The organism is Candidatus Poribacteria bacterium (genome assembly GCA_021162805.1).
Lineage (GTDB): Bacteria > Poribacteria > WGA-4E > B28-G17 > B28-G17 > JAGGXZ01.
The window spans coordinates 1-13,689 of record JAGGXZ010000157.1 but is presented as its reverse complement, the minus strand read 5'-3'; the positions used below and the strand labels follow the sequence as shown (position 1 = coordinate 13,689).

The following is a 13,689-nucleotide window of genomic DNA, read 5'->3' as shown; positions in this document are numbered from 1 at the left end:
TGGATGTAGTCAAGGTCATCGCACTTGGGTGGGTTCATTCGCTTTCCCTCCTATCGACAAAGCTTCACTTTCAGGGTATAATATACGTAAATGAAAAGGGGTTCGCAGTCAACTGCGTAACTCCTAAATATTATCCCTTTTATGCGCTGTGACTTTCAACCTTTACCTCATCTCCAAAACTGTCAGGTAGCTAGAAAGTGTTACCTTAATTCCTGGGGGATATGAACCATCCCTTGTCATTTGTCGTCATTTAAATGACGGCGAAGCCAAATGACTTAATGACTACAAATGACAGTCGAACTGTGGACGGCAGACAGTTGGCCGTAGATAGATGCCACACTCAAAGGAAATAAGAACGACCCAAATAACAGAACGGAGGTTGACGGATGGAGGAGAAGATCGAGGAAAAGGATGAGATGGAGGAGATCGCCGAGGAAGAAGTAATGGAGGAGGAAGAAAAAGAGATTGAAGCTGAGGTGATTGAGGAGGAAGAGGCAAGGGAGATAGAGGAGATCGAGGAGGAGGAAGAGGAGATCCGAGGCGGTCTTTACTCCGCCGATAGATATTACTATGACGAAAAGGATTATCATAAAGCCGCCGAGGCCTATTCGAGGTTGGCCGAGGAGCTGGATGATCCTGATCTGAAACTCAGGGCGCGATATATGTATGCTGAATCGCTGGTCAAACTCAAGAGATTAGATGAGGCAATAGAAGCCTTCGAAGAGCTTGCAAACTCCGACAGGGACGGTTATCTCGTGGAGAGCGCAAGAAGAAGGGCTCAAGCCCTTAAAGGATGAAGAGGAGATCGAGATGGAGATCATAGACCTCAGAAGCGATACGGTCACAAAACCGACACCGAGAATGCGGCGGGCGATGGCCGAAGCCGAGGTGGGTGATGATTGCTATGGCGAGGATCCGACCGTCAACGAGCTGGAAAGATTAGCCGCCGAGAAGATGGGTAAGGAAGCGGCGATGTACGTCCCGAGCGGAACCATGGGCAACACCTCCGCTATCATGACCCACACGCAAGGGGGCGATTTCATCATACTCGACAGGGAATCACATATCTACTACTACGAATGGGGAAACATGGCAGCTCTGGCGGGGGTGATGCCGATACCCCTGGACTCGCCGGATGGATGTCCTGAACCGGAACAGATCGAGGAATATCTGGCGAGATCGCCCAGTCGGTTCCCCAAGGTGAGCCTGATATGCCTTGAAAACACCCATAACCGAAGAGGTGGATTGGCCGTTCCGGTTGGAAGGTTAAGGGCTGTGAAGGAGATAGCGTCGAAATATGGCGTCAAAGTTCATCTGGATGGCGCACGGATGTTCAACGCCGCCCTTGCCCTGGGAGTGGACGTCAAAGAGATAGCTGCCTGTGCCGACTCGGTTATGTTCTGCCTCTCAAAGGGGCTGGGCGCCCCTGTGGGATCGGTGCTGACGGGCGATGCCGAGTTCATCTCCCGCGCCAGAAGGGCCAGAAAGAGGCTCGGAGGAGCCATGCGACAGGCAGGAGTTATCGCCGCCGCCGGGATCGTCGCACTGACCGAGATGATCGACCGTCTGGTCGAGGACCATGAAAACGCAAAATTGCTGGCGCAAAAGCTATCACACCTGCCGAAGATCAGGATAAATCCCGAAAAGGTTCAGACCAACATGGTAATGGTGGACTTGAGCGAATTGGGCATCAGCGCCGAGGAGTTCGCCAGGAGGGCTCAGGAGGAAGGTGTGAAGGTCTCCTGCTACGGCCCGTCCATCGTCAGACTCGTCACCCATAAGGACGTTACAAGGGATCAGGTTCTCAAAGCCGCCGATATAATAGCGAAGATCGTCTCCGGGATCTAATCCTGAGGGAAACCTATGAATGCCGATCAGAAAAGAGGGGTATGGCGAAGCTATACCGCCCTCGATGGGTTGGTTCATGACATAGTGTGGGTCATCTACTCGGACCCGGAAGGATTTCTCTGGTTCGGCACGGAAGGCGGAGGCGCATCCAGGTTTGACGGCAAGGAGTTCGTCAACTTCACGGTCAAAGACGGACTGCTCAACAGGAACATCAAAGCTATCTGTCGAGACCCGAACGGCATAATGTGGTTTGGAACCTGGGAAGGAGGGGTCTTCCGATACGACGGCAGGGAGTTCGTCAATTTCACGACCGAGGACGGGCTGGCAAGCGACATCGTCTGGGCCATACATGCCGATCCCGACGGCACGCTGTGGTTCGGAACCGATAGGGGCGTCTCACGATACGACGGCAGGGAATTCGTCAATTTCACGATCGAGGATGGTCTGATAGGTGAGAAGGTCAGGGCTATCCACCGCGATCCGAACGGTTTCCTCTGGTTCGGGACCGATAAAGGCGTTACGAGATATGACGGCAGGGAGTTCGTCAGCTTCACAACCGAGGACGGCCTTGTCTACCCCAGCGTGATAGCCATCCATAGCGATCCCGACGGCACGCTGTGGTTCGCAACGGGCGAGATCCCCAAAATGAAGGGAGGGGGTGTCTCGAGATTCGATGGGAAGAGGTTCGTTAACTTCACCGTGAAGGACGGTCTCCCAAGCGATAATGTCAGAGCTATCTACAGGGATTCCAGGGGTTTCCTCTGGTTCGGAACCGATAGGGGCGTCTCACGATACGATGGGAAGAGATTCGTTAACTTCACCAGGGAGGATGGGCTGATATCCGAGCACGTGAACTCCATCCAGAGCGACCCCAGCGGGGCGTTGTGGTTCGGAACAGGGTATATGATCCGACAGGAATGGGGCGGCGTCTCAAGATACGACGAGGTCTCCTTTACCAGGTTCACAACACGGGACGGATTGCTGAACGAGAGCATTATAGCCATATACCAAGACCACGACGGAACGCTCTGGTTTGGGACATCCGATGGGATCTCGCGGTATGACGGTAGAGAGTTCGTCAACTTCACATCCGCCGACGGGCTCTCCGAGGGAAGGGTGCTCGCCATACATCGAAGCTCCGACGGCATGCTCTGGATCGGGACATGGTGGGGAGGAGCCTCCCGATATGACGGGGAAAAGTTTGTGAGGTTCACCGCCGAGGATGGGCTGACTGATAACAGGGTGGTATCCATCTGCGAAGATCTCGATGGCAACCTCTGGCTCGGGACGTGGAGAGGGGGGATATTCCGGTACGACGGCGAGAGGTTCACCAATCTCACCACAAGGGACGGGCTGATAAACGATCAGGTGATCTGCATACATCGCGATTCGGACGGCGTTCTGTGGCTCGGAACCTGTAACGGTATCTCGATATATGACGGGGAGAGATTCATTGATTTCCCGCTCGAGAACGGGCTGAAAGGCAGGATTGTCTTCGAGGTCCATCAGGACCCCGACGGCATCCTATGGTTTGGGACATGGGGAGACGGGCTCTTTCGATATGATGGGAAGGAGCTGCTCAATTTCACGACCGATGACGGGCTCCCAAGTGACAGGGTGATCTCCATCTGTAGGGACGACGACGGGCTTCTATGGCTGGGAACGGCCGGCGGTGGAGCATGTTTGTATGACGGAGTGGCGTGGATGAGCCTGGACACCAGGGACGGGCTTCCCGGAAATACCGTCACGGTGCATTGCGATATCACGGACGGATCGCTGTGGCTTGGGACGGATAAAGGACTCATACGATACCGGCGCAGCCGATCCCGTCCCAAAGCCAGGATCATCGCCGTGACCACAGATCGCCGTTATACCGATCTCAACTCACTTAGGCCCGCCACGGCGGGGACGCGGATCACCTTTGAATACTCCTCGATCGATCTTAAGACCCATCCTGATAAAAGGCTTTACCGCTACAGGTTGAAAGGTTATGACGCGAATTGGAGTCAGCCGACGAGAGAGGAACGGGTGGATTATCCCGATCTGCCCGCCGGGAAATATACCTTCCAGGTTCAGGCGATAGACAGGGATCTGAACTACTCCGATCCGGCGGATATTCCTGTAGAGGTGTTGCCAGACCCTCGCGATGCTGAGCTTGCCGCGTTACAGACGGAGGTAAACCGGCTCAGGTGGGAGGTCGGCAGGAGATATAATTTCGAGAACATCGTCGGCCGATCGGCGGCCATGAAGCGGGTTTACGCCCTGATGGAGAAGGCGATCGATTCGGGACTGACGGTGCTCATAAGCGGTGAGACGGGCACCGGTAAGGAACTCGTGGCCAAGGCGATCCACTATAACAGCCCGCGCAAAAACGGTCCCCTTAAGGAGCTCAACTGCGGCGCTGTGCCCAAAGAACTGGTCGCCAGCATCCTGTTCGGGTATCGCAAGGGGGCGTTTACGGGAGCGGATAGGGATACGATGGGGCTGTTTGAGGCGGCCTCGGGCGGAACCATACTTCTCGATGAGATCGGCGAGATGCCCCTCGATGCTCAGGTGCACCTGTTGCGGGTGCTGCAGGAACGTAAAATCCAGCGGATCGGGGAGACCAACCTGAGGGATGTGGACGTGAGGGTGATAGCCATCACAAACAGGGATCTGGAGGAGGACGTTCGGTCGGGACGGTTCAGGGAGGATCTGTATTACCGCCTGAAGGTCTTCCCGATTCATATCCCTCCCCTGCGCGAGCGGGTGGACGATATACCTCTTCTGGCCGAGCATTTCCTCCACAAGGCATGCCGCCAGTTGAATAAGGATCTGGATGGATTTGCCGAGGGCGTGATACAGATGCTTCAAAGCTACCCCTGGCCGGGAAACGTCAGAGAGCTGGAGAACGAGATCTACAGGGCCGTAGCGATGGCCGAGGATGGGATGAAGCTTCAGATATATCACTTCTCCGGACAGATAACTCGGGGGGAATCGCTGATGCGGGAGATCCTCTCACAATCGCTGACCTATGATGAGGCTTTGAACCTGTTTCGTCGCCGTCTCATCGAGGAGACCCTGCGTGAATGCGATGGCAATCGAACGGAGGCCGCGAGAAGATTGGGCATGCATCGCCCAAATCTGATACGCCTAATGAAAAGATTGGGAATCGAGTAAGGCGTAGGGCGTTAAGCGTAAGGCGTTTTACTCAACCGCTTTATTTTTGAATGACGGCGAGGCCGAATGACCCGATGACTATAAATGACCGTTAATGTATCATCTTGATACATCTCCCCCTGTATCCTTTCGATACACCCCTTTCTATGGCGAATATAAAGCGCTATCCCGCCTTTTCGAGTTGATGAGGTGTATCATGAGGATACACCCCTCATCTGGGAGAAACCTCGATCTCCAATCACTATAACTGAGCTAGGGATTCTCCCCTTTCCTGGCATGAAATTTGAACATCCCTGATGATATCAACTCCCATAGAGGGCGGATTCCGTAATGGTGGGACTCTCGCCATCTAGGGGATATTGAGGAACGAGGAACTAGGAACGAGGATTTCCTCGTTCCTTTCAACTTAATCAAGGAGGATCAAAATGTCAACCGAAATGCTTAAAGAGATCGGGCGCCGAGCGTTTGAGGAGATGTGGAATCGGGGGAATTTGAGCCTGATCGATGAGATCTACGCCCCCGACGTCATCATGCACGATGTAGCGGGGGACTTCCCCGGAAGGGATGCCTATCGGCAGTTCGTCACCCTGTATCGCACGGCATATCCGGATATCCACTTCACCGTCGATGATCAAATCGCTGAGGGTAACCTGGCGGTAGCTCGCTGGAGCTCCACCGGCACGCATAAGGGCGAGCTCATGGGAATTCCCCCCACCGGCAAACGGACGGTCTCCGGAGGGATAGTTCTCTCCCGCTTCGAGGGGAGGCAGATAGCGGAGGAGTGGAGCTACTGGGATGCGTTGGGAATCCTCCAGCAGCTCGGCGTGGTACCGGCTATGGGACGGACGAACTTCACGTGGAGCGAGCCGTCGGATGTAACAGGCGACCCCGGCGATCCTGAGGCCAACAAGGCGGTTATCCGCCGTTACGACGCTGAGGTGTGGGGCAAGGGGAAGCTGGAGGTTTTGGATGAGATCATGAGCCCCGATGTGATCGGCCATGAGGCCACCACCGAGCATCTGACCCCTCGTGGGCTAGAAGGACACAAACAGGCGATTACCATATATCGCTCTGCTTTCCCCGATATCCATACCAGGATCGAGGATCTGATCGCCGAGGGCGATAGGGTGGCCGAGCGGTGGAGGGCTACCGGAACGCATAAGGGCGAGCTGATGGGCATTCCGCCAACCCAGAGGGAGATCACCTGGGAGGGTATGACAATTTACCGTTTCGCCGACGGCAAGATAGTCGAGATGTGGTGGGCATGGGATGCCCTGGGGCTGCTCCGCCAGCTCGGCATTGTTCCGGGATGAGGGAAGTTATCGGGGTCGCTCTTATTTCCCTTGAGTGTAGCGGTTATCCATGAGGAGGAACGAGGAGAAGGGGAATCCGTTGCACGTTCAACGTTTAACGTTGTAACGTTTTCCGCCCTTGGTTCCTCGTTCCTTTTCGCCCTGAGAAATAGGCACTTCTGACCTCTCAGATCTCTGCTACACTTAACGATAATATGAGCGAATGATTATATCAGCCGGGAGGTGAACTGGAATGAGATACCTGTTCCCTGTCTTCCTATCCGTTCTCCTTGTTTCGATTTCGGCATGGGCAGGGACATGGAGGGATGATTTCAACGACGGGGACCTAAGCGGGTGGAAGATGATCAAAATGTCCCGTAATTTTTTCCTGTGGGAGGGGAACTGGCGTATCAAGGATGGAGTGGTCATCGGTGGGGATGAAAACCCAGACGTGATTTATTTCCTTAGTCTCAGCAGAGGAGCTACGTGGTCAGATTACATCGCGGAGGTGAGCGTCAAGCTCTCTAAGCCATTGGAGGCATGCAGCCCATGGTCAGGCGTCTATCTTTTAATCTCCACCGGAGAGTTCGCAGGCTGGAATGGCTATGGTTTGTCTATCAGGAGACTAGAAGTACCTGTTGTCGCCAGAGGGGTTTCCATCATAGGAAATGTGCATCCTATCAATGCGACACCTTTCAAAACGGAGGCTGATAGGTGGTATCGGTTGAGGATAGATGTGAAGAAGGATGGAAAGATTCGATGTTTTATCGATGATGAGCCGGTTTCTCCTTGGTTTCAGGGTATCCAAAAGGGGGCTCCGGGGTTCGGCACCGAAGGGGTTGTAGCCATGTTCGACGATTTCGTTGTGACCGGACCCGATATCCCTGATGGAGGACCGGGCGCAAAAGCGGTCCGCCCCAGGGATAAGCTCGCAACCACATGGGCGAAGGTGAAAAGCTCAATGGAATAACCGATTTTGACGTACGGTAGGGAAGAGCTGGAGAACGATTTGAAATATGCCCGTGGTGAGTGATACTTCACCTATCTTAAACCTGGCTATTATAAGACGGCTTTCCCTAAGGGCGTCACGATCTATCGCTTCGCCGACGGCAAGATAGTGGAGATGTGGTAGGCGTGGGATGCCCTAGGGTTGCTCCGCCAACTCGGTGTGGTTCCAGGTTAATAGGTCGAAATGGCGGGCGTCAATCAAGTCCTAATGCTAATCGTAACCGTTCATCTACAGCTCTCATCCCCGCAGCCGTTAGACGTCCCAACCGTCGAGCGATGGCTGATCTGGGAATTGTAGCCAAATTAGAAACTTTCACCCAGGAATCTCTCTTAAGACCCCCAGCTTTCGACTCGGACGAGCCATAAGGGATGTGATAGTCCGTCGGAAGGGGGCGAGAAGCCGGTCGGGAGGAGATAGCGGCTATGATAACATCGGCGGTCTGCTCATGGATAACCGGTCCTGATATGATCACGGCAGGCCGTGGTTTTACCCGTACTCGCCCATCGGTCTGTAGAAACGGGAAACGAACGAGCACCACTTCCCCACGCTGGGGTATCCACGGACGTCTCCTCATACCGGCTCCCCGTCCTCCCAGGTGTAGACATCCTCACCCGGGTCATCCCAAATCCGGGCGAGCGAAGCCTGGGATAGTATGTGCCAATCGGTCTCGGTTGATTCAGACTGCCGCTTTATCAGCTCCTCATACCGACTCGCGCTGAGCAACACCGCCTGAGAGCGACCGTGTCTGGTGATGAAGATAGGCTCATTGCCGGAGACGACTTCATCTAGGAGAGCGCTTAAACGGTTTCGAACCTCGGTGACGGGAAGAATGATCGGCATAATGACCTCCTTGTTGTATAGAATTCCTTACAAGAGATTGTACAGTATAAAGGCTCAAAAGTCAAAGATCTGTAATCGATCAGTTCGGTATGGTCAAGGGTCGAGAGTCAAGAGTCGAGAGGCGAAAAAGGACTCTAGACTCTTGTCTCTCGACCTTAACCCCTGACCTAATGGGCAAGGGTGAAAAGATAACACGCTGCCCGGAAAAAGGAGGATGAAGATGCGCACAGCAAAGAGATGGGTGCTTTTGCCACTGATGATCGTTCTCTCATCCTACTTAGCTCAGGCGTCAGACCAGGAGGCATGGTCATCGGTAGCCGGGATTTCACCTGCCCGGTGTGATCTCGCCGCGTGCGCTGTAGGTGGGAAGATCTACGCCATCGGCGGGGCTTTATCGTTCATGGGGAGCGCCTCTCCGACGATCGAGATGTACGATCCGGAAACGGATACATGGACAAAGAAGTCGCCTATGCCTGCGGCCAGATGTGCCCTTTCAGCCAGCGTTGTGAACGGTCGTATCTACGTGATCGGAGGGGAACTCAAACCCCAGACCACAGCAGTAGCGACCGTCGAGATGTATGATCCGGAGACGGATAAATGGACGAAACTCGCCGATATGCCGACGGCCAGAATGGCCCTCGCCACCGCTGTAGTGGACGGTAAGATCTACGCTATCGGTGGAGCACGATCTATTGGCCTGTCAGGCGCTACTCCTATGCCGACCGTCGAGGTCTATGACCCGGCTACGAACAGATGGAGCAGGAAGGCCGATATGCCAACACCTCGATATGCCCTCGCCGTCGCTGCGGTGAACGGTAAAATCTACGCCATCGGAGGACAAGGAGCTCATTTCACACCTCTCGCCACGGTGGAAATCTATGACCCCGTTACGGATACATGGAGCACAGGAGCGGATATGCCGACAGCGCGGCAGGGGATATCGGCGTGCGTTGTGAACGGAAGGATTTTCGTCCTCGGCGGCTCGCTGAACCCCTGGGCTGCGCCTGTTAAGACGGTAGAGATGTATGATCCGGTAACGGATAGATGGATGAAACGGGCGGATATGCCGACAGCACGAAGCGGTCTTGCAGCCGCCGCCCTTAACGGGAAAATCTATGCTATCGGAGGTGTTGTCAGCCCCCTGCCCTCAATGACCGTGACTTCCGTTGTAGAACGATACAACACGGCGTCAAGCGCCGATATATTCCCCCAGGACAAACTAAGCGCAACGTGGGCCGGGATAAAGGTGAGGTGAAAGATGAACGTAACGCGGCGATCCTTTCTGAAACAGGCTCTAGCGACCCTGAGCGGCATCGCCCTGACTCAGTATCTGGGCGCCGATCCCGTGGAGAAACTAAACCCTGATCTCCCTGCACTTGTGCGGCTATATCACTTTGGGTTATTCTAATATGCGCGACCGGAGACGAAAAGGGAGTTGATAAGCTCTTCTCTGCTACATATATAAAAGGCGGAGATCGTCTTCGGGATAAAACTAAGGAGGTGAAGAGATTATGAGGAAGATAAAATTCTATCTTACATGTAGTGTTATCTTTTGGCTCCTGATACTGAGCATGGAGTCCCTTGCCGGAGGAAGGGTTGAACATCACAAGATAGAAAGCCAAATCCTCAAGAAGGCGGGATACTCTCAAACCACGAGGGAAGTGAGCGTCTATCTGCCCGAAGGATATGACTCCTCAGGGTTGGCTTATCCCGCGTTCTATCTACTACAGGGAGCCGGATACACGAATCGGGATTGGTTCACCTGGGGATTTGATCAACTGTTCGACGACGTTCCCAACCCCATGATAATCGTTATGCCCGATGAAATAGCTGCCGATCCCGAGTACGAACATCTACTACAGGAAGTTCTCCCGTTCATCGATGGAAGATATCGCACCATCGCGAATCGCATGGGCCGGGCGATTGGGGGGATCTGCCTGGGTGGATCAAGCGCCTTGCACATCGTTTTCTCCCATCCTGAGCTGTTCTGCTGTGTAACTTCCATCTCCACCGGAGGATTTCCGAGTCGTGAGATGGTCGAAGCTTATCTTCAGCAACGACAGCGTTACCCGCTTCGATTCTGGTTTTCCTATGGTCGAAACGAGCTTCCTAGCATCGCCGAGGGTAATCCAAAGTTTATCAAGATGCTCAAAGAGCTGGGCTTGCCCTGTGAATATGCCGAGGACGAAGGTGCCCACCTTGATCTTCCCGCTCTGCGGAAGCGACTCATGGATAGCCTTACTTTTGCTTCGGAGTGCTTAGGTGGCGGTGTTCCGTCTGTAAAATCACATGGTAAGCTGGCAACGATGTGGGGGAAAGTCAAACGAGGAACTCAGAAGCGATAGGGAAACAAAGGGGCATAGAAGATGAATAGTATCGTTGCTATCGGCATTATCGCTCTGTGGCTTTGCGGCTCAGTGGATACCATCGAGCATGGAAAAATCATCCACGATAAGATCACAAGCCCCGCCCTGGAGGGAAACCTCCTCGGCAACCCGGCTACCAAGCCGCTGACCGTATATCTGCCGCCAGGATACGATGAACATCCGCAAAAACGTTACCCGACGGTGTATCTGCTTCATGGGGCCGTCCGACCCGGAAAACCCGAGCTTTTCTCCAAAGCCTCCTCCCTGCTCATCCTCCACGATGGCGCTGCCGCATACGTCGATAAATTGGTCGCTCAGGGCAAAACCGATGGGTTGATCCTCGTAGGGGTGGACGGCACTACGAAAATAGGCTGCTCCTATTACACCAACTCCTCCGTCAACGGAAACTACGCCGATTACATCTGCCGCGATATCGTCCGATACGTGGATCGGAAATATCGGACGATCCCACGCCGTGAAAGCAGGGCGATCCTGGGCAGCTCAGCGGGAGGCTACGGCGCCATGTATCTGGGTATGACCCATCCGGAGCTGTTTTGCGCCATAGTCACTATGAGCCCCGGGGCGATCACCGCCCCATCGGCCTACTTTGAGGAGTATAAGGCGCAGAACCCACAGCCGGATGACGGGCATCTCGACGCCCTGGAGGTGGACGTCGCCAGGGCACTATGGCCGAACCCGAACAATCCGCCCTGGTTCTTCGATTGGCCCTTCACGCGTGATGGACGATTCCTCAAGGAGGTCAACGATCGTGGAAACGATAAGATCCCCGAGTTGCTGATACCACGTTATCGAGAGAGCCTCAAACGCACGGCGATTCATCTGGAGTGCGGCGTTCATGATCCACTGCTTCCCGTGGCGAGACGGTTTCACGAGCGTCTCCTCCAGGCAGGTATTCCTCACAGCTACGAGGAGTTTGAGGGGGGACATACCGATAGACTCCCCCAACGACTTCAAAAAGCGCTGGAATTCCTGACGGACGTTTTCGGAAAATCCCTTCAAGGAGGACCGGCGGTGAAAGAATGAGGAGGGTGACGATGAAAATTCTATGGATTTTGACACTGCTGTCCTTATGGATCACCGCAGCTGAGGCCGGTGTTTGGAGGGATGATTTCAACGGGGATCAACTGGACAAACGCTGGAGATTCGATAACAGAGGGAATCAAGGCTCAACGGTGAGCTTGAAGGACGGCAAACTCTACATGCACGTGCCGGCGGGGAATAACGACCTTATTCCCGGCGTAGATCGGGCACCTACCCTTACAATGCCGGCTCCGGAGGGCGATTACGAGGTGACGACGCTTTACGTGGGACCGACCGCAGGCAGCGCCGCAGCGGGGATAGTTATCTTTCAGGATATCCTCCATCAGGTGCAACTCCTTTACGGAATCGGCGGAGGTGGAGGACAACGGGTATGGTTCTTCCCAATAGATTGTGGGGTGCCTCCCGTGAAAGACAAGGAGAGGAAGGTCCGAGGTGTTGGATGGGGACACCATCTGTTCACAGATGTCCTTGGCGAGCAGGATAAGGTCTACTTGAAGGTGGAGAGACGTGGCGATACCTACATAAGCTACTATAAACTCGGCGATGTGGAAAAATGGGAACAGTGGCTCTCGGCCGATGTCCCACTTCGGAATGCTCAGGTGGGCCTCATCGTGAAGAACTGGGGTGGATCGGAGTTAACAGGGACGTTCGATTTCTTCCAGATCAGAGGGGAAGGAATCAACTTTGAGGTGGAACCAGATGGGCGTTTGCCTACGACATGGGGACGGGTAAAATGGATGAGAGAAGGCAGGTGAGCATCGTCAGATGCCTGATCAAGGTTCTCGAGGAGGTGGAGCTCCTCGAAGTCTACGATAGATGTCTCTGAGTTGAGAGACGGGGGTGAGACGGATGGGAATCCTTTCTCAGAGGGCACCTCAATTCTCCGAGCCCCAGAAAGAGGCTAAGATCTTCATAATCGGATCGACCGGATTCATCGGCTCCGCCATCATCAGGCGTCTGGTGAAGCTGGGGTTTCGCGATCTTCACTGTCTGTATCGGAGTGAGGAGAGGAGGGAAAAGGTGTTTTCCGGAATCGATACCTCCTCGATCACATTCCTGCAAGGCGACGTGTCACAGCAGGAAATCCTGAGACGAGGCATCGACGGAGCGGCCATTGTGCTCAACGCATCGGGGATAGCCAGGGATTGGGGGGATCGGCGTGAGTTCTGGCTGGTGAATGTGGAAGCTCCCAAAGCCATCGTGCATATGATCGAGGAGATGAACGCCCCGACACATTACATCCATATCACCACCGCCGCCGTCTACGGCTTTTCGACGGATCTTGCTGAGCCGCTCAAGACCGAGTCGAGCTCGCTTGTGAGAAGCGACCGCCTTTATACGGCGAGCAAGGTGGAGATCCACTCTTGGCTGAGAGAACGGATGAGTGGTAATCCGTCCTTCCCGATCACGGTGCTTGCTCCGACTATCGTTTGGGGGCCGGGGGACAACGCCTATCTGCCCCTCATCAAGGAGTCGCTGAGACGGGGAAAGCTCTCCCGCTTCCGCGATGCCCTTCCCGTGGATTTCATCCACATATATGATCTCGTGGACGCCATTCTGCTCTGCTTTTTCAATGAACGATCCTACAACGAGGAGTATATCCTCACGGGCCCCGAGAGCTTCACGTTTGAGAGATATATCGAGAAGGTGGCTGAGTTTGCGTCGTTGCCTCCGCCCAGGAGAGAGATATCTGTACGGACGGCGCTTATGTTGGCGGGCATTATGGAGGGTGTGGCTCGTTTTATAAACCTTTTCCGGCCTGGATATCGTCCTTCGATGACGCGGCTGAGCGTGCTGTTGCTCACCACTCCACTTCATGTCAGCGGCGCTAAGGCGGAGCGTGAGCTGGGTTTCCGTCCTGAGATCGGCTTCGCCGATGGAATCGAGAGCGTCAGGGAATATGTGCAGCGGTTATAAGCATAAGAATAAGATAAGGAGGTGATTGGAGCAGTTAAAACAGAAGAAGCTCTAAAAGCTTGCACTGAATGTCAATACATAGGGGGTGAATCGAGGGCGGGTCTGTCAAGTTTTCTGTGTAAATTCTCTTCCATTCCACAGATACCCCTCCAGCCTATCCTGAAAATGAATGGCAAGCTGTGCCAGTATCATGTTC

The 13,689-nt window shown here is 54.2% G+C and carries 13 protein-coding genes; 11 read left to right on the top strand and 2 right to left on the bottom strand.

The annotated features are described in order from the left end of the window. Positions 1–386: 386 nt before the first annotated feature. From J7M22_12075 to J7M22_12055, 5 genes are all read left to right on the top strand, one after another. Positions 387–797: a tetratricopeptide repeat protein gene (locus tag J7M22_12075; GenBank protein ID MCD6507344.1), complete on the top strand. Its 411-nt coding sequence runs from the start codon at positions 387–389 to the stop codon at positions 795–797. A 13-nt stretch (positions 798–810) separates the two neighbouring features. Further along, positions 811–1,848, top strand: a complete 1,038-nt coding sequence (locus J7M22_12070) for an aminotransferase class I/II-fold pyridoxal phosphate-dependent enzyme (GenBank protein MCD6507343.1) — start codon at positions 811–813, stop codon at positions 1,846–1,848. Positions 1,849–1,863: 15 nt separating this feature from the next. Further along, positions 1,864–5,007, top strand: coding sequence for a sigma 54-interacting transcriptional regulator (locus J7M22_12065; protein MCD6507342.1), 3,144 nt, complete (start codon positions 1,864–1,866; stop codon positions 5,005–5,007). A 425-nt stretch (positions 5,008–5,432) separates the two neighbouring features. Then, on the top strand, positions 5,433–6,320 hold the full coding sequence (locus J7M22_12060; GenBank protein ID MCD6507341.1) for an ester cyclase: 888 nt from the start codon (positions 5,433–5,435) through the stop codon (positions 6,318–6,320). A gap of 232 nt (positions 6,321–6,552) precedes the next feature. Beyond that, complete coding sequence (locus J7M22_12055; protein ID MCD6507340.1) at positions 6,553–7,269, top strand: hypothetical protein; 717 nt, start codon at positions 6,553–6,555, stop codon at positions 7,267–7,269. A 232-nt stretch (positions 7,270–7,501) separates the two neighbouring features. On the opposite strand, the gene J7M22_12050 is transcribed toward J7M22_12055, so the two are convergent. Beyond that, on the bottom strand, positions 7,502–7,882 hold the full coding sequence (locus tag J7M22_12050; protein ID MCD6507339.1) for a type II toxin-antitoxin system PemK/MazF family toxin: 381 nt from the start codon (positions 7,880–7,882) through the stop codon (positions 7,502–7,504). Further along, positions 7,879–8,148 carry a type II toxin-antitoxin system Phd/YefM family antitoxin gene (locus tag J7M22_12045; protein MCD6507338.1) on the bottom strand — a complete coding sequence of 90 codons (270 nt, stop codon included), beginning with the start codon at positions 8,146–8,148 and terminating at the stop codon, positions 7,879–7,881. Before J7M22_12045 ends, J7M22_12050 begins: the two co-directional genes overlap by 4 nt. 220 nt (positions 8,149–8,368) lie before the next feature. Here J7M22_12045 and J7M22_12040 point away from each other — a divergent pair, with 220 nt between their 5' ends. The 6 genes from J7M22_12040 to J7M22_12015 all read left to right on the top strand — a co-directional run bounded on the left by J7M22_12040 (position 8,369) and on the right by J7M22_12015 (position 13,493). Beyond that, complete coding sequence (locus tag J7M22_12040) at positions 8,369–9,403, top strand: galactose oxidase (protein MCD6507337.1); 1,035 nt, start codon at positions 8,369–8,371, stop codon at positions 9,401–9,403. A gap of 3 nt (positions 9,404–9,406) precedes the next feature. Then, a complete protein-coding gene (locus J7M22_12035; GenBank protein ID MCD6507336.1) occupies positions 9,407–9,556 on the top strand; it encodes a hypothetical protein in 150 nt (49 codons plus the stop codon). Positions 9,557–9,659: 103 nt separating this feature from the next. Then, the gene (locus J7M22_12030) at positions 9,660–10,493 is read left to right on the top strand and encodes a hypothetical protein (protein ID MCD6507335.1); all 834 of its coding nucleotides are present in this window, start codon (positions 9,660–9,662) and stop codon (positions 10,491–10,493) included. Between the two features lie 21 nt (positions 10,494–10,514). Then, positions 10,515–11,558 carry a hypothetical protein gene (locus tag J7M22_12025; GenBank protein ID MCD6507334.1) on the top strand — a complete coding sequence of 348 codons (1,044 nt, stop codon included), beginning with the start codon at positions 10,515–10,517 and terminating at the stop codon, positions 11,556–11,558. An 11-nt stretch (positions 11,559–11,569) separates the two neighbouring features. Next, positions 11,570–12,331 (top strand): hypothetical protein, encoded by a 762-nt coding sequence (locus J7M22_12020; protein ID MCD6507333.1) that lies wholly within the window; start codon positions 11,570–11,572, stop codon positions 12,329–12,331. 94 nt (positions 12,332–12,425) lie between these two features. Beyond that, entirely contained in the window at positions 12,426–13,493 is a 1,068-nt protein-coding gene (locus tag J7M22_12015; GenBank protein MCD6507332.1) for an NAD-dependent epimerase/dehydratase family protein, read from the top strand. The last annotated feature ends 196 nt before the right edge of the window (positions 13,494–13,689 follow it).